The organism is Streptomyces sp. NPDC054932 (assembly GCF_053610205.1).
Genome location: NZ_JBSGXU010000188.1, coordinates 1 through 15,450, shown reverse-complemented (window position 1 = coordinate 15,450; position 15,450 = coordinate 1). Strand labels below are relative to the sequence as shown.

Sequence of the window (15,450 nt, the reverse complement as noted above, 5' to 3'; positions counted from 1 at the left end):
GCGGAGTCGGATCACATCGATGGGCACTTCGCCGCCCGTGAGGAGTTCCCGCTCCTCGGGTCCGACGTGCGCGAACCGCTCGGCATCGGCGAGGTCCCGGACCATCAGCGCGAAGGGCTTGTCCCCGCGGGCCTTGCGACGGCGCAGCTCGGCCACGGCGCCCGCGTGGGTGGCGTCGCAGGCCAGGTGGTAGCCGCCCAGGCCCTTGACGGCGAGGATCGCGCCGGCCGCCAGGAGCCGCCGGGCCCCGTCGACCGGGTCCGGGCCGGTGCTCTCGCGGGGCGGCCGCCCGGTGAGCAGCCTGAGGCGGGGCCCGCAGGCGGGGCAGGCCACCGGCTGCGCGTGGAAGCGGCGGTCGGCCGGGTCCCCGTACTCGCGGGCGCAGTCGGGGCACATGGGAAAGCGGGCCATGGTGGTGTGGGCGCGGTCGTACGGCAGCCCGGTGACGATGGTGAAGCGCGGCCCGCAGTGGGTGCAGGTGATGAAGGGGTGGCGGTGACGCCGGTCGGCCGGGTCGGCCAGTTCGGTGAGGCAGTCGGCGCAGGTGGCCACGTCCGGGGAGACCAGGGTCCGGGCGGGGCCGCCGGTCCGGGAGGCGACGATGGTGAATCCGGCCCCGCCCGCGACGGGGACCTCGAAGTGGTCGACGGCGTCGACGACGGCCAGCGGGGGCGCGTCCGCCGCGAGCCGTTCGCAGAACAGCGACACCGCGGCCGGGGCGCCCTCGACCTCCGCGACGACGCCCTCGGGGGTGTTGGTGACGTGCCCGGCCAGCCCCAGTCCGGTCGCGCGGGTGTAGAGGTAGGGCCGGAAGCCGACGCCCTGGACCACGCCCCGGACGGTGACCCGGCGGCGCTCCACCGCCTCCATCAGCGGGACTGGGCGACAGGATGGACGTGCGGGTGGCCGTGATCGTGGTCACGACCCTCGTCGTGATCGTGGCCGTGGCCGTGGCCGTAATCGTGGCCGTGGTCGTGGCCGTAATCGTGGCCGTGGCCGTGGTCGTGGCCGGACGCGTGCTGCTGACGGGCCATCACCGGGGTGTGCGTCCCGGTCCCCGAACCCGCCGCCAGCGCCCGGTCGAGCAGGACGCCCAGGCCCTCGCCCGTCTTCGCCGAGGTGAGCACCACTTCCACACCGGGATTGACCCGCTCGACGTTGGCGCGGAAGGCGGCCTCGTCGAACTCGACGGCGCCCGCGATGTCGGTCTTGGTGACCACCACCAGCTGGGCCAGTCCGAAGGCGGTCGGGTACTTCAGCGGCTTGTCCTCGCCCTCGGTCACCGAGGCGAGCACCACCCGCAGCGATTCCCCGAGGTCGTAGCCGGCCGGGCAGACCAGGTTGCCCACGTTCTCCACGAACAGCAGCCGGGTGTCCTCGGGCAGCCAGCCGTCCAGGTGCCGGCCGAGCATCGCGGCCTCCAGGTGGCACAGTCCGTCGGTGAGGACCTGCTTGACCGGTACGCCCGAACGGGCCAGCCGCACCGCGTCGTTCTCGGTGGCCAGGTCGGCCGTCAGCGCGGCCACGGCCACGCCCCGCTCCCGCGCGAGGAACAGTTCGCGCTCCAGCAGCGCCGTCTTGCCGCTGCCGGGGCTGGAGAGCAGGTTGACCACCGTCGTACCGCGGGCGGTGAGTTCGGTGCGCAGGACCTGGGCGGTGGCGTCGTTCTTGGCGAGCACCGCCTGCCGCAGATCGACCACTCGGCACATGGTTCAGGCCTCCTCGGGAATCGGTTCGCGGGTACGGGCACCGGCGGGGCCGTCTTCCCAGCGCACGCTGAGGATCTCCAGCTCACGGCCCGACAGCAGCTCCACCTCGGTGGCCCTGCCGCATCCGGGGCAGCACAGTTCGGGGGGCATGCCCACCGCCCAGGTGCCGGGGCAGGACGCGCAGCGGGCGCGGGCCGTCACGGACTCGGTGACGAGCGTGGCGCCTTCGAGGACCGTTCCGGCACAGGCCAGTTCGAAACAGAAGGCCAGCGCGTCGGGGACCACCCCCGCCAGCTCACCGACCCCCAGCCGTACGGAGGTGACGGCCTGTGCGCCGCCCGCCAGGGCGGCCTCTTCCACCTGGCCCACGACGGCCATGGCGATCGACATCTCGTGCATCGGACTCCGTCCTGCCGGGGCTCATTGAACCGGCGGGACGGAGTCCGGATGGTCGGGCACGCCGGTGCGCGGCGCGACCCGTACGCCATTCGGGCGACCGTGTCCGCACCCGCGTCCACGGCCGTGCCCGCGGCGGTGTCACATGCGGCGCATGCGCAGATAGCGCCGGAGGTCGGGGAGGACCTGCAGTACGACGGCGGCGAGGGCGGCGGCGGCCGCGGCCCCGCCGATGACGGCCTTCTTCATGGGGTTCTCCTCAGTTCGCGGCGAAGCCGGTCGGTTTCGTCGTCGGCCCGGCCGTGGATCAGGTCCAGGACCATGCGTACGGCCTCCGGCACGGCGGCGGCCACGGGTGCGCTCAGTCCGATGCCCTCCTCGACCCCGGCCGGTTCGCAGCCGAGGACGAGGACGCGCCGCGGCGCGGTGGCGCCGGTCCCGGCGCACAGGGTGTCGAGCAGGGCGAGGACGGCATCGGGGGACATCTGGTGCCCGTCGAGGGCGGGCGGCGGCGGTGTCCCGGCGCCGGCCGGCCCCGGTCTCGCGTCCGCGTCCGCGTCCGCCTCGATGAGGTAGAGCGTGCCCGGCTCGCCGCCGCGTGCGGTGGCGTCGACCAGCAGGAGCGTGTCGTAGCCGTCGAGGACCTGGTAGGCGAGGTGGACGCCGCGGACGCCGAAGTCCACCGCCTCCACGCCCTCGGGCAGGGGGTGCGCCATCAGGGCCCGTACGGTCTCGACGCCGAAGCCGTCGTCGCCGAGGAAGACGTTGCCGATGCCGGCGACCAGGGTCCGGCCGTTCACGCGTCCTCCAGGGGGGTGACCTCGTCGGGCTGGAAGTAGAGGAACCTGCCCTGTTCGCGGCGGATGTCCGCGCCCGGGTCGTCCTCCACGGTGACGGCGAGGTGCACTCCCCCGTCGACGTCGTGCAGGACTGCCTCGACCCGTGCGCTGCGGCCCTGCAGGAACAGGTCCTGCGCGTCGGTGCGCCGCAGTCCGGGGCGGAGCAGGACGCGGCTGCCGGGACCCACGAGGGCGCCGTCGATCGCGATCGGGCCCCGGTCCCGGGCCTCGCCGTCCGCCCGGGCGGGGTCCCACCAGGGGGTGTCCGGCCTGAACACCGCGTCCTCGGAAGGGAGTTCCGCGAGCGGCGGCGGCTGCTGGGGGCCGGTGACCTCCCGCAGGGCGCGGACGGCGCCGTGCAGTCGTTCCAGTACCTCGGGGGGCATGGAGTCGGCGAGGTCGATCACGGCGGCCGCCCGGGCGTCGGTGCCGCGGGCCTCGCGCTTCTCCTGCTCGGTCAGGGCGGCCGTGCGCAGCGCGAGGATCTCGTCGATCTCGGTGGCGTCGTACATGGCGCCCACGCTCTCGGGAGCGATGGCCGGATGGTCCTCCAGGATGATCGGGGAGGACAGGACCACGTCGGCGCGGCCGCCCTCGCCGGCGAGCACCGGCCAGGTGTGCCGGTTGGCGCAGGCGGCCACCTCCTGCCGGGCCCACTCGGGCGGGTCGGTCATGGACAGGAAGGATCCGGAGTCCAGACCGAGCAGCAGGTGGGCGGCGACGAGCGAGTGGGGCAGGGCGGCCTCGCGGTCGATGGCCCCGGCCCCGGGGGGCGGGGTCCACGGGCTGGTGTTCTCCACGACCGCCCGGAGCCGCAGCACCCGGTAGGCGCCAGGCAGTTCGGTGGCGTGCAGCCGCAGCACGCCCTCGATCTCCTCGGTACGCCGCACCAGCCGGCCCATCGTGCGCCCGGCGGCGTCGAGGACGGGCTCGGTGTCGACGCGGGCGGGGCGGTGGAAGGGGAAGGCGACGCCGTCCCCGCCCACGAGTCCGGCCACCGGGACGGTCATCCCGACCCGCTCCTCGGTTCCCTCGTCCCAGGGCACGAGGACACGGTCGGCGAGGTGCAGCTCGGCGACCTCGGCGAAGCCGCCGCCGTCCACGGCCTGCTGGACGGTGCGCCGCTGCGCGTGCAGGAAGCGCAGCTCCAGGGCGAGGGTGGCTTCACCCCTCGGTTCCATCAGGATCTCGGTCTGCTGCAGGACGTGCTCGTCGTGCGCGCGGCCCCAGGCCGGCGGCACCAGGACGCCGAACTGCCAGCGCAGCCGGTTCTTGGCGGCCGAGGCCCGGTACGGGTAGAGCACGTACCCCTCGAGGAGGACCGCGTCGGCCACCTGCCGGGCGGCGGTGAAGCGGGAGTCGGGGGTGGTCGTCGTGGTCACGGAGCCGTCCTCTCGGTGAGGCGCGGCAGGATCGCGCCCAGCCGGACCGGTCCGCCCCCGCCAGCGGGCGGCGGCGGGGCGGCCGCGTCCAGCAGGGCCCGTACGGTCGCCTCCCAGGAGGCGAGCGCGTGGCGGGAGCGGAAGGCGAGCAGCTCGTCCATGGTGTCGCGGGGCAGCCGGAGCCAGCCGCAGCCGGGGAAGTGCTGTTCGACCATCTCCCGCCACACGGCGACGGGCATCCGGTACGCGGCTTCGCGGTCCCAGGGCACCGGCTCGACGCGGAAGCCGGCGTCGCCGGTGAAGGCGGTGCCGGAGAACAGCATCAGCAGCGGTACCTCGCCCTCCGTCAGGGCTTCGAAGTACCGGGTCGCGGCGATGTCCATGTCGTAGGTGCAGGGCACGACGAGGTCGGTCTCGGTCTCCCCGGTGAAGCTCGGCACCATGACGGAGACCTGGGCGAACTGCACGGGCTGGAGGGTGTTGCCCCACCGGGAGCGTTCGCCGAACAGGTCCGCGAGGCCTTCGGCCTCGGCGGGGCCGTAGCCGCGCCGGGCCGGTTCGATGCGGATCTGGCAGCGCAGGGCGATGGCGTGCACCCGGGCGCCCCCGGCGGCGGTGATCCGCAGCCGGAAGACGAGGGTGGGGCCGGCGGCGTACGCGTCGGCGCGCACCCCGGTGCAGGTGAAGGCGAATTCCGTCATCGGACCGCGTCCCCCGTCGCCTCCGCCAGGGCCCTGGCCCGCCGTTGCACCTGGTCGAAGAAGGTCTTCAGCGCGGCCCGGGCCTCCGCCCCGCCGTCGAAGCCCTGCCACAGCAGCCGCATCCGCCCCACCAGTTCGTAGCAGATGTCGATCGGCACGAGATAGCACTCGGTGCGGCCCTCCGAGCGGCGCAGCAGCAGCGCCTCGACATCGGGTTCCAGGAGCGCGGAGAGCCGCCCGGCGCCCAGTACGGTCTGCCAGGTCTCGGGGTCGAGTTCGCTCTCGGTGGCTCCGGCCGGGCTCGGGTAGAGGGCGACCAGCCGGTCGAGGGCGGCGTTGCGGAAGAAGAACGCGACGCCGACCGGGATCTGGAGGAGTTCCCACGCGCCGTCGTCGAGCCGGTGGGAGGGGTCGGTGAGGTAGCGGTCGGGTACGGCCCGCAGGCGGCCGGTGCCCGCGCCCGGCCGGTCGAAGAGCAGGGCGCAGGCGGTGCAGGCACAGAGCAGCGCACGCTGTTCGGTCTGCACCAGGTGGCGGTGGCCGTCCCGGGGCACGACGACCCCGCACAGTTCGCAGGTCTCGGGCCGGGGCGGGCGCGGGCCCGCGAACCGGCGCAGCCCGCGCGGGGAGCGCGGGCCGTCCGTACGGAGACCGGGCCCGCTCACGGCACCCGCGCCGGGCTCGGGGGCCGGGTGCCGATCTGCAGGAGGGCGGGGGCGGGGGCCGCGGCGGGCTCCCGTTCCACGCCGGTCACCTCGGGGGCGAAGCAGGCCAGGGTGTCCTCCAGCGTCCGCCCGGAGCCGTCCTGGCCGCCGGAGCCGCAGCCGCAGCCGGTGGGGGCGGCGGCCGGGCGCAGCCGCAGCACGCCGGTGTCCTCCTCGAAGCCGAGCAGTTCCACCGGTTCGCCGTGGGCGGCGAGGGCGCGGTCGATGCGGGTGTGCACGTCCTCGGGGTGCAGGCCGTGCAGGGTGAGCAGGCCGGCCACGAGTTCGTCGTCGTGGACCGCCTCGAGCGGCCCGTCCCCGACCTTCTCGACGATCCGGGCGAGCCCGGCGCCGTAGAAGTCCATGAGGACGCGCACCAGTTCCTCCGCCGCCTCGCAGGCCGCCCGGTCGCCGGTGGCGGCGAGCCGGTCGAGGACCTCCTCGACGCGGCGCCCCGCATGGAGGGCGTCGGTCGCCGCCCTCATCCGCCCAGTCCGCTCAGGCCGGTGGGAACGTGCATCGTCTTCACCGTCTTGCCGCCGCCGACGTACATGTGGACGCCGCAGGGCAGACAGGGGTCGAAGCTGCGGACGGCTCGCATGATGTCGATGCCCTTGAAGTTCTCCGGGGAGTTCTCCTCGAAGATCGGCGTGTTCTGCACGGCGTCCTCGTACGGTCCGGGCGTGCCGAAGGTGTCGCGGGTGCTGGCGTTCCACGGGGTCGGCGGGTACGGGTGGTAGTTGGCGATCTTCCCGTCGCGGATCACCATGTGGTGCGACAGCACGCCCCGGACGGCCTCGGTGAAGCCGACGCCGAGCCCCTCGTCCGGGACCTCGAACTTCTCCCAGGTCTGGGTCCGCCCGGCGCGCACCTCGGCGAGGCCCTTCTCGGCGCAGTGCAGCGCGATGGCGGCCGCGTAGGCCTGGAAGTAGGTGCGCGCGCGGTTGCGCTCCAGCGCGTTGCTCCACTTCGGGATCTTCCACTCGAAGCGGGTCTCGGGCTTGGTCATCGTGCGCGGCAGGGTGATGACGACGCTGTTGCCGGTGGCCTGCACGTAGTCGGTGTGGACCAGGCCCGACAGCGCGGTGGACCACAGGCGGGCGATGGGGCCGCCGCCGGTGTCCAGGGCGAGGTGGTCCTTGCCGTCGAACCAGCGGGGCGACATGACCCAGCTGTACTTGTCGTCGAAGTTGCGCTTCTGCGGAGCGGGGATGGTGTGCTGGTTCCACGGGTGGCGCGGGTCGACCGGGTTGCCGAGCGGGTCGTGGGTGACGAACTGCTCCTGCCCCTGCCAGTCGTCGTAGTACGAGCTGCCGAGCAAGATGCGAATGCCGAGGTTGATCTCGGTGAGGTCGTTGGTGACCAGCTTGCCGTCCACCACCACGCCCGGGGTGACGAACATCTTCCGTCCCCAGTCGGTCATGTTGGCGTAGGTGAAGTCGCAGTACTCCGGGTCGTTGAGGGCGCCCCAGCAGCCGAGGAGGACGCGCCGGCGGCCGACCTCCTCGTAGCCGGGCAGGGCCTCGTAGAAGAAGTCGAACAGGTCGTCGTGGAGCGGGACGACCTTCTTCATGAACTCGCAGTACCGCATGAGGCGGCTCATGTAGTCCGTGAAGAGCTGGACGGAGGCGATGGTGCCGACGCCGCCCGGGTAGAGGGTGGAGGGGTGCACGTGGCGGCCCTCCATCAGGCAGAACATCTCGCGCGTGTAGCGGGAGACCTGGAGCGCCTCGCGGTAGAACTCGCCCTCGATGGGGTTGAGGGAGCGCATGATGTCGGCGATGGTCTTGTAGCCGTGCTCGCCGGCGTGCGGGGCGGGGGTGCGCTCGGCGAGCTCCAGGACGCCCGGGTTGGTCTCGCGGACCATCTTCTCGCAGTAGTCGACCCCGACCAGGTTCTCCTGGAAGATGTTGTGGTCGAACATGTACTCCGCGGACTCGCCCAGGTTGATGATCCATTCGGCGAGGTGGGGCGGCTTCACCCCGTAGGCCATGTTCTGCGCGTACACCGAGCAGGTGGCGTGGTTGTCACCGCAGATGCCGCAGATGCGGCTGGTGATGAAGTGCGCGTCGCGGGGGTCCTTGCCGCGCATGAAGACGCTGTAGCCGCGGAAGACCGACGAGGTGCTGTAGCACTCCGCGACGCGCTTCTGCTTGAAGTCGATCTTCGTGTGGATGCCGAGGCTGCCGACGATCCGGGTGATCGGATCCCAGGCCATCTCGACCAGGCCGCTGCCGTCGCCGGCCGCCTTCGTCTTCGGTGTCATCGTTTGTGCCGTGACCCTTCTTCGGTGCGGGGAGCGGGAATGGGTGCGCTGTGGGCGAGGGGGGACCGTCACCAGGGCGGGCGGTAGCCCGTGGTCAGGGCACGGCCGGTCTGCCGCCACTTCGGTTCCTCGTCGACGGTGTGGGCGGTGACCGACCGGAGCCTGCGGATCAGGGCGCCGTACGCGCCGCTGGCCGTCACGGACACCCTGGCGCCGGGGGGTTCGTCCATGAAGGGCATGAACTTGTCGGGGAAGCCGGGCATCGTGCAGGCGATGCAGATGCCGCCGACGTTCGGGCAGCCGCCGATGCCGTTCATCCAGCCGCGCTTGGGCACGTTGCACTTGACGACCGGGCCCCAGCAGCCGAGCTTGACCAGGCAGCGCGGGGAGTCGTAGGTCTCGGCGAACTGGCCCTGCTCGTAGTAGCCGGCGCGGTCGCAGCCCTCGTGGACGGTGGCCCCGAAGAGCCAGGTCGGGCGCAGCTTGTCGTCGAGGGGGATCATCGGGGCCGAGCCGGCCGCCTGGTAGAGCAGGTAGGTCAGGGTCTCCGAGAAGTTGTCCGGCTGGATCGGACAGCCCGGCACGCACACGATGGGGATGCCGGCGTGCGACTTCCAGTCCCAGCCCAGGTAGTCGGGCAGGCCCATGGCGCCCGTCGGGTTGCCCTCCATCGCGTGGATGCCGCCGTACGTGGCGCAGGTGCCGATGGCGACGACGGCGAGGGCCTTCGGGGCCAGCCGGTCGATCCACTCGCTGGTGGTGATGGGCTGACCGGTCTCCGGATCGTCGCCGAAGCCGCACCAGTAGCCCTCGGGCTTGATCTTCTCGTTGGGGATCGACCCCTCGACGACCAGGACGAACGGATCGATCTCGCCCCGCTCGCCCTTGAAGAACCACTCGATGAACGTGTCGGCGCCGCCGACCGGACCGCATTCGAAGTCGATCAGCGGCCAGTGCACGGCGATCCTGGGCAGACCGGGCAGCGTGCCGGTCACGATCTCCTCGATGCTCGGCTGCATCGCCGCCGTCAAGGACACCGAGTCGCCGTCGCAGCTCAGGCCCGCGTTGATCCAGAGGATGTGGATCAGCGGGTCCTCGACCGGGTCCTGCGTCGCTGTGGCCATGGGACGACTCCTCGGGGAGGGGATCGGAAAGGGGTGGGGGGAGGCGGCCTGCCTCGCCCCACCTTTCTTGCTAACAGCAGTCCGGCTCGGGCGCCGCGTCAGGTGCGGCCAGTCCAGTGACACCGCGCGGCCGGACGGCCGCGGCGCGGGCGAGGTGGGGCGGGGTGACGGCGGGACGCTCCTTGCGGACGAAGGCGCGGCGCAGGGCGTGGTAGGGCGCGTCGGGGTCGAAGAAGGTCCGCCGCATCAGGGCCAGCTCGGCCTCGCGGTGGGCGGCCAGCGGCGAGGCCGCCTCGTCGCGCTCGCGCGCCGCCTTCTTCCCGGCGATCCGGGAGGCGGTGGCGGGCAGGGCGGCGAGCCGGACCGCGAGGCGCTGCGTCTCGCGGGCGAAGTCCCCGGGCGCGCAGGGGACCGTACGGTCGACCAGTCCGAGCTCCTGCGCGGCGGCGGCGCTCAGCGGAAGGGCCTCGGCGGTGAGGCGCTCCGCGAGTGCGGGGCCGACGCGGCGCGGGAGGGCGTACGTCCAGTACTCGGAGCCGTGCAGCCCCATGAGCCGGTAGTGCGGGTTCAGCACGACGCCCGAGCGGCACCAGACCTCGTCGGCGGCGAGGGCGAGCATGGCCCCTCCGGCGGCGGCGTTGCCGCCCAGGGCGCTGACGACGAGGCGGTCGGTGGTGGTCAGCACCTCCTCCACCAGGTCGTTCATGGCGTTGATGTTGGCCCAGGACTCCTCGGCGGGGTCGGCCGCCGCCTCGATGACGCCCAGGTGGATGCCGTTGGAGAAGAAGTCGCGGTCGCCGCCCAGGACCAGGACGCCGGTCGGGCGGGTGCGGGCGTCCCGGTAGGCGTCCAGCAGGCGGCGGCAGTGCTCGGTGCTCATGGCTCCGCCGGGGAAGGAGAACGACAGGAAACCGGCCTGGCCCTCCTCGTGGTAGCCGATGTCGGACCAGTTGCCCCGGTGGGGGCCGCAGGGCTGCGGCGCGGGAAGTTCGGGCAGCGGGGGCAGCCGGTCCGCGAGGGCCAGCGTGGCGGGCAGCTTGGGGGCGGCCGGGCCTCCCGGCCGGCGGCGGGCGCGCAGTTCCGGGATCCAGACGGCGCCGTCGGCCGTGGCCCGGCAGACGGCTCCCGCCCGGGTGGCCAGCAGCTCGCCGGGGCGCCCGCGCAGGTGCTCCTCGGGGTGTCCGCCGTGCAGGTACCACTCACCGCCGAGCAGCTCGTCCCGTACGCCGGGCTGCGAGTCGGCGGCGCGCAGCGCGCGCAGGACGTCCTCGGCGGTGTCGCGCTCCCAGTCGATCCGGCGCTCCTCCTGGCGCAGGAGCGGCCGGGCCCGGCCGCCGGCCTGCGGCTGCGGGACGTACGTGCCGGAGGCGAACCGTTCCACCGCGAGCAGGACGGCCTCCAGCGCGGCGTCGGCGATCTCGCCGCGGTAGAGGTCGCTCTTGCCGACCGGAGGGACCGGGCACTCGACGCAGGCCCAGACGTCGCCCGCGTCCATCTCCGCGTTGGCCTGCAGGACCGTCACCCCCCACCGGGGCTCGCCGTCCTGGATGGCCCGGTCGAGCGAGGAGGGGCCCCGGTCGCCGACCGGGCCCGGGTGGACGACCAGACAGGTGTGGGCGGCCCACACCTCCTCGGGGATGGCCGTGCGCAGCATCGGGGCGAGCACGAGGTCGGGGCGGTGGCCGCGTACGACGTCGGCCAGAGGGGCGCCGGGCAGGGCGAGTTCGACCGCCACGCGGTGGCCGTGGTCGCGCAGCTCGGCGTGGACTCGCTGCGTGAGGCTGTTGAACGCGCTCGCGACGAGCAGGACGTACAAGTGATCTCCCAGCGGCGGCCCGGATCCGCGCGTGCGCGGCGCCCCGGCCTGGTCGGCGGCCCGTGGCCGGAACATGACCGGCCGCCTGAGATGGTCGGGGAGTTCGCGGCGCGCGTGGCAGAGGCCGCGCGGGGGCGTCACTCGAAAGCGGTCCTTCGGGCGTCCGCTCGGCCCTGGGGATGCCCGCCGGGCCGCTTCTTCCCGATGCCCTCGCGGACCCCGTGTCCACCGGTCGGTGGACACGGGGTCCACCGGTCGGGGCTGCCGGGGGAACGGCCCTGCGGACGAGCATCTGAGGCATGAGAAATCGCCCCGTACGCATGGCCCGTTGGAGCGCCCGACACCCGTGGAGCGCGATCGTCGGCTGGTTCGTGTTCGTCGTCCTGTGCCTCGGCGCCGGTATCGCGACCGGCAGCAACGCGGCGACCACGGAGGACTTCCGGGTCGGGGAGGCCGGGCACGCCGAGTCGATGGCCGCCGAGGGCGGCCTTCAGCGCCGGCCCACCGAGCACGTCCTGATCCGCGCGAGATCCGGTGGTCCGGACACCGGGTCGGCCGCTGTCGCGGCCCGCGAGCTGACCGACCGGATGGCCGCGCTGCCCGAGGTCGCCGAGGTGGCCGCCCCGGTGCGTTCGCGGGACGGCAGCTCCCTGCGCGTGACCGTGGTCCTCGAGGGCGCCGAGCTGGAGGGCAGGAAGAACGTCGTCCCGCTCCTCGAAGAGACGGCGAAGGTGGCTGCCGGCCATCCGGACCTGGTCGTGGAGGAGACCGGCTCGCCCGCCATCAGCAAGGGCGTCAACGACCAGCGCGCCGACGACCTCGCGCTCTCCGAACGCCTCACCCTGCCGGTCACCCTCGTCATCCTGCTGATCGTCTTCGGTTCCGTGGTCATGGCCGGTGTGCCGCTCCTGCTGGCGCTCTCCTCGATAGCCGCCAGCCTGGGCCTGGCCATGCTCGCCTCCCACGTCCTGCCCGACCCCGGGGTCGGGACCAACATGATCCTGCTCATCGGGCTCGCCGTGGGCGTCGACTACACGCTCTTCTACCTCGAGCGCGAACGCGAGGAACGCGCCCGTGCGGAAGGCCGGCTCAGCCCCGAGGCGCTGGTCGAGCTCGCAGCGGCCACGGCCGGCCGGGCCATCGTGGCCTCCGGCCTCGCGGTGATCGTCTCCACCGCGACGCTCTACCTCGCCACGGACGTCATCTTCTCCTCGCTGGCGACGGGCACGATCCTGGTCGTGGCGGTCGCCGTGGCCAGCTCCCTGACCGTGCTCCCCGCCCTGCTCGTGAAGCTCGGCAACCGGACCGAGCGCCGGGCCGCGAAGAAGGCCGCGCGGCGGGCACGCCGGGGCGGCGGGCCGGTCCGTACGAAGCCGGCGAAGGCGCGGAAGCCGGAGAACGGCAGGGTGTTCGCCGCCCTGCTGCACCCCGCGCGCCGGCATCCCGCGGTCACCCTGTGCGTGTCCGTCCTGCTCGTGCTCGCCATGGCGGCGCCCGTACTCGGCATGAAGCTCATCGACCCGGGCAAGGACACCTTCTCCCGCGACATCCCGGCCATGCGGGTCCACGACCGGCTGACCGCGGCGTTCCCGGAGCTCCTGGTCAAGCACGAGGTCGTCGTCCGCTCCGCCCCCGACCGAGCTCCCCAGGTACGCGAGGCCTTGGCGGAACTGGGTGTTCGGGCCCTGGCGGACCCGCTGTTCGCCCGGAACGCCGAGCCCGTGGTGCGCACGTCGGCCGACGGGAGGATCAGCGTGCTCGAGCTGGCCGTCCCGTACCCGGCGCCCTCCGGCCCGGCCATCGCGTCGCTCGACCACCTCCGCGGGGAGTACCTGCCCGCGACGGTCGGCGCGCTGCCCGGTGTCGAGGCGGCGGTGAGCGGCGATGTGGCCCGCGGCCGGGACTACGTCGAGCACCAGAGCGACAAACTGCCGCTGGTGATCGGATTCCTCCTGCTGCTGACCTTCGTGATGACGGTGTGGGCCTTCCGCTCGGTGGTGATCGCCCTGGTCGGCGTCCTCCTCAACCTGCTCTCGGCCGCCGCCTCGCTCGGCGTGCTGGTCCTGTTCTTCCAGGGGACCTGGGCGGAGGGGCTGCTGGACTTCGACTCGCTCGGTGCGATCGCCTCGCGCGTGCCGCTGTTCCTCTTCGTGATCCTCTTCGGGCTGTCGATGGACTACCAGGTGTTCGTGGTCAGCCGGATCAAGGAGGCGAGGGACCACGGGATGACGGCCCGCGCGGCGGTGCTGGAGGGCATCACCCGGTCGGCCAAGGTGGTGACGAGCGCGGCCATGGTGATGGTCACGGTGTTCGCGGCCTTCGTCTTCCTGCACCTGACCGAGATGAAGCAGATGGGCTTCTGCCTGGCGGTGGCGGTCCTGCTCGACGCAGTGGTCATCAGGATGATGGTCCTGCCGTCGGTCCTGCTCCTCCTCGGCGAGCGGGCCTGGTGGCCACGGCGCCCCGCACGGCAGACCGGGACCGCCGCCGTGCCCGTCTCCCCGGTCGCCGCCCCCTCCACGCGACCCGTTGGCTAGTGTGACGATCATGCTGCAACGACCTCGGCGCGGTGACCCGTTGTGGATCTGGGCCCTCCACGGGTGGGAGACGCTGTCCTGGGCCCTCATCGCCCTGGTCGCCCTGATCACCCTCGTGGGTGGTGCCCCGGCCGCGACGAAGTACGGGGTGGCGGCGCTGGTGGCGGTCCTCGCCCTCGGCCACGCGCTCGTGCGCCTGCGCCCCGGCAACCCGGTGCTGCGCCCGTCCGGTTATCCGTGCCTTCTCGTGGCGGTGCTGGGCGCTCTCTCCTACGTCGGGGACGGCTTCGGGGTCTTCTACACCGTGACGCTCGCGCAGTTCGTCATCCACGCGGACCGCCCCAGGACAGCGGTCCTCTCCATGGGCCTGGGCGCGGTGGCGATCACGGCCGGCGGCACGCTGCGGGAAGGACCACGCCTCGACGTCCTGACCACCAACACGATCTCCTCCCTCGCGGTGTTCGCGGTCGGCGTGCTGATCGCGCTGGTCACGCCCCGAGCCCTGGCGCAGCGGGACGAACGGGCCCGGCTGCGGGAGGACTTGAAGACCGCCCAGCTGGAGCTGGTCGAGGCGTACCAGCGCCAGGGCGCCGCGGAGGAGCGCGAGCGTCTCGCCCGGGACATCCACGACACCCTCGCCCAGGGCTTCGCCTCCATCATCGTGCTGGCGGAGGCGGCCCAATCCGGGCTCGACGTGGACCCCGGCCGAAGCGCCCGGCAATTGCAGTCCATCGAACAGACTGCCCGGGAGAACCTCGCCGAGGCGCGCGTGCTCGTCGGCGCGGCCCCCCGTAGCGGCGTGGCCGCCGGATCGGTCGCGACGACGCTGCGCCGCACCTTGGACCGGTTCGTCGAGGACACCGGGCTCACCGTCACGGCGGAGTTGGCGGACATCGCGTGCGACCAGCCGACGCGGGTCGTGCTGCTGCGGTGCTTGCAGGAGTCCTTGGCCAACATCCGCAAGCACGCGGCCGCCTCCACGGTGAGCGTCGTTCTCGCCCGCCACCCGGCCGGCATCGAGCTGGAAGTCACCGACGACGGACGCGGGTTCGTGCCCGAGGAAGCCGAGGGCTTCGGTCTGGTCGGCATGGGCAAACGCCTCGCGGAATCCGGCGGCGATCTCACCGTCACCAGCTCGGTGGGCGACGGCACCCGGATCCTCGCCGTGATCCCCGTACATCCGATGGTCCCCACGAACGGTCAGGTGTGACATGACGACAGTGCCCACGGCCTCGGCCACGGCCACGACACAGGGCCGCCGCCTGCGCGTCGTCCTGGCCGACGACCATACGGTGATGCGTGCCGGACTCGTCGCGCTGCTGGCTTCCGAGCCGACGATCGACATCGTCGGCGAGGCCGGGGACGGCCGCGAGGCGGTGCGGCTCGTCGAACGGCTCGACCCGGACGTGGCCCTCCTCGACCTGCGCATGCCCGTCCTCGACGGCGTGGGCGCCACCACCGAGATCGTCGCGAGCGGCGCTCGTACCGGGGTCCTCATCCTGACCACGTACGACACCGACGCGGACATCGAGCGCGCCGTCGAGGCGGGGGCGACCGGCTACCTCCTCAAGGACGCCACCCGCGACCAACTGGTCGACGCCATCCACGCGGCCTCCCGGGGCGAGACCGTCCTGGCCCCGCGCGTCGCGCAGCGGCTGGTGGCGAAGATGCGCCGACCCGCGCCCGTGGCCCTCACCGCGCGCGAGGCGGAAGTCCTGGGCGCGGTCGCCGACGGGTTGTCCAACGCGGACATCGGCCGGCGGCTGTTCATCGGAGAAGCCACGGTGAAGACCCACCTCCTGCGGATCTTCGCGAAACTCGACGTCAGCGACCGCACGCGCGCCGTGGTCGTGGCGATGAACAACGGTTTGCTCCGACAGCGCTAGGCCGTCTCTTTCGGATCTTGTCGGTCGGGCCCGCGTCGTCCGGTGCCGTGCATCTCCCCCAGCTACCGCTGGGAGGTGCCCCCTGGGCGG

The 15,450-nt window shown here is 73.0% G+C and carries 15 protein-coding genes; 3 read left to right on the top strand and 12 right to left on the bottom strand.

The window, feature by feature from the left end:
- From ACWGE1_RS33745 to ACWGE1_RS33690, 12 genes are all read right to left on the bottom strand, one after another.
- Positions 1–870, bottom strand: an 870-nt coding sequence (locus tag ACWGE1_RS33745) for an acylphosphatase (protein WP_453424265.1), incomplete at its 3' end; no start/stop codon positions are given.
- On the bottom strand, positions 870–1,709 hold the full coding sequence (gene hypB, locus ACWGE1_RS33740; protein WP_453424264.1) for a hydrogenase nickel incorporation protein HypB: 840 nt from the start codon (positions 1,707–1,709) through the stop codon (positions 870–872). The genes ACWGE1_RS33745 and hypB, both read right to left, overlap by 1 nt.
- A gap of 3 nt (positions 1,710–1,712) precedes the next feature.
- Positions 1,713–2,108, bottom strand: coding sequence for a hydrogenase maturation nickel metallochaperone HypA/HybF (locus ACWGE1_RS33735; protein WP_453424263.1), 396 nt, complete (start codon positions 2,106–2,108; stop codon positions 1,713–1,715).
- A 138-nt stretch (positions 2,109–2,246) separates the two neighbouring features.
- The gene (locus ACWGE1_RS33730) at positions 2,247–2,354 is read right to left on the bottom strand and encodes a DUF6893 family small protein (RefSeq protein ID WP_453424262.1); all 108 of its coding nucleotides are present in this window, start codon (positions 2,352–2,354) and stop codon (positions 2,247–2,249) included.
- On the bottom strand, positions 2,351–2,905 hold the full coding sequence (locus tag ACWGE1_RS33725; protein ID WP_453424261.1) for a hydrogenase maturation protease: 555 nt from the start codon (positions 2,903–2,905) through the stop codon (positions 2,351–2,353). Before ACWGE1_RS33725 ends, ACWGE1_RS33730 begins: the two co-directional genes overlap by 4 nt.
- Complete coding sequence (locus tag ACWGE1_RS33720) at positions 2,902–4,326, bottom strand: hypothetical protein (RefSeq protein ID WP_453424260.1); 1,425 nt, start codon at positions 4,324–4,326, stop codon at positions 2,902–2,904. Before ACWGE1_RS33720 ends, ACWGE1_RS33725 begins: the two co-directional genes overlap by 4 nt.
- Positions 4,323–5,027, bottom strand: a complete 705-nt coding sequence (locus ACWGE1_RS33715; RefSeq protein WP_453424259.1) for a DUF6084 family protein — start codon at positions 5,025–5,027, stop codon at positions 4,323–4,325. The genes ACWGE1_RS33720 and ACWGE1_RS33715 overlap by 4 nt, the downstream gene beginning before the upstream one ends.
- Positions 5,024–5,692, bottom strand: coding sequence for a DUF5947 family protein (locus ACWGE1_RS33710; protein ID WP_453424258.1), 669 nt, complete (start codon positions 5,690–5,692; stop codon positions 5,024–5,026). Before ACWGE1_RS33710 ends, ACWGE1_RS33715 begins: the two co-directional genes overlap by 4 nt.
- On the bottom strand, positions 5,689–6,216 hold the full coding sequence (locus tag ACWGE1_RS33705) for a hypothetical protein (protein WP_453424257.1): 528 nt from the start codon (positions 6,214–6,216) through the stop codon (positions 5,689–5,691). Before ACWGE1_RS33705 ends, ACWGE1_RS33710 begins: the two co-directional genes overlap by 4 nt.
- A complete protein-coding gene (locus ACWGE1_RS33700) occupies positions 6,213–7,997 on the bottom strand; it encodes a nickel-dependent hydrogenase large subunit (protein WP_453424256.1) in 1,785 nt (594 codons plus the stop codon). The genes ACWGE1_RS33705 and ACWGE1_RS33700 overlap by 4 nt, the downstream gene beginning before the upstream one ends.
- 68 nt (positions 7,998–8,065) lie before the next feature.
- Entirely contained in the window at positions 8,066–9,121 is a 1,056-nt protein-coding gene (locus ACWGE1_RS33695; protein WP_453424255.1) for an NADH-quinone oxidoreductase subunit B family protein, read from the bottom strand.
- A 70-nt stretch (positions 9,122–9,191) separates the two neighbouring features.
- Positions 9,192–10,937: an enoyl-CoA hydratase-related protein gene (locus ACWGE1_RS33690; RefSeq protein ID WP_453424266.1), complete on the bottom strand. Its 1,746-nt coding sequence runs from the start codon at positions 10,935–10,937 to the stop codon at positions 9,192–9,194.
- Positions 10,938–11,236: 299 nt separating this feature from the next.
- On the opposite strand from ACWGE1_RS33690, the gene ACWGE1_RS33685 reads away from it, so the two are divergent.
- The 3 genes from ACWGE1_RS33685 to ACWGE1_RS33675 are packed head-to-tail and all read left to right on the top strand — an operon-like array spanning position 11,237 to position 15,360.
- Positions 11,237–13,474 carry an MMPL family transporter gene (locus ACWGE1_RS33685; protein ID WP_453424254.1) on the top strand — a complete coding sequence of 746 codons (2,238 nt, stop codon included), beginning with the start codon at positions 11,237–11,239 and terminating at the stop codon, positions 13,472–13,474.
- A gap of 10 nt (positions 13,475–13,484) precedes the next feature.
- Positions 13,485–14,684, top strand: a complete 1,200-nt coding sequence (locus ACWGE1_RS33680) for a sensor histidine kinase (RefSeq protein WP_453424253.1) — start codon at positions 13,485–13,487, stop codon at positions 14,682–14,684.
- 1 nt (position 14,685) lies between these two features.
- Positions 14,686–15,360 (top strand): response regulator, encoded by a 675-nt coding sequence (locus ACWGE1_RS33675; protein WP_453424252.1) that lies wholly within the window; start codon positions 14,686–14,688, stop codon positions 15,358–15,360.
- Positions 15,361–15,450: the final 90 nt, after the last annotated feature.

Coding starts and splice junctions, on each gene's coding strand:
- ACWGE1_RS33695 (WP_453424255.1), bottom strand. CDS start 9,121: ATGGCCACAGCGACGCAGGACCCGGTCGAGGACCCGCTGATCCACATC.
- ACWGE1_RS33700 (WP_453424256.1), bottom strand. CDS start 7,997: ATGACACCGAAGACGAAGGCGGCCGGCGACGGCAGCGGCCTGGTCGAG.
- ACWGE1_RS33715 (WP_453424259.1), bottom strand. CDS start 5,027: ATGACGGAATTCGCCTTCACCTGCACCGGGGTGCGCGCCGACGCGTAC.
- ACWGE1_RS33735 (WP_453424263.1), bottom strand. CDS start 2,108: ATGCACGAGATGTCGATCGCCATGGCCGTCGTGGGCCAGGTGGAAGAG.
- ACWGE1_RS33675 (WP_453424252.1), top strand. CDS start 14,686: ATGACGACAGTGCCCACGGCCTCGGCCACGGCCACGACACAGGGCCGC.
- hypB (WP_453424264.1), bottom strand. CDS start 1,709: ATGTGCCGAGTGGTCGATCTGCGGCAGGCGGTGCTCGCCAAGAACGAC.
- ACWGE1_RS33680 (WP_453424253.1), top strand. CDS start 13,485: ATGCTGCAACGACCTCGGCGCGGTGACCCGTTGTGGATCTGGGCCCTC.
- ACWGE1_RS33730 (WP_453424262.1), bottom strand. CDS start 2,354: ATGAAGAAGGCCGTCATCGGCGGGGCCGCGGCCGCCGCCGCCCTCGCC.
- ACWGE1_RS33705 (WP_453424257.1), bottom strand. CDS start 6,216: ATGAGGGCGGCGACCGACGCCCTCCATGCGGGGCGCCGCGTCGAGGAG.
- ACWGE1_RS33685 (WP_453424254.1), top strand. CDS start 11,237: ATGAGAAATCGCCCCGTACGCATGGCCCGTTGGAGCGCCCGACACCCG.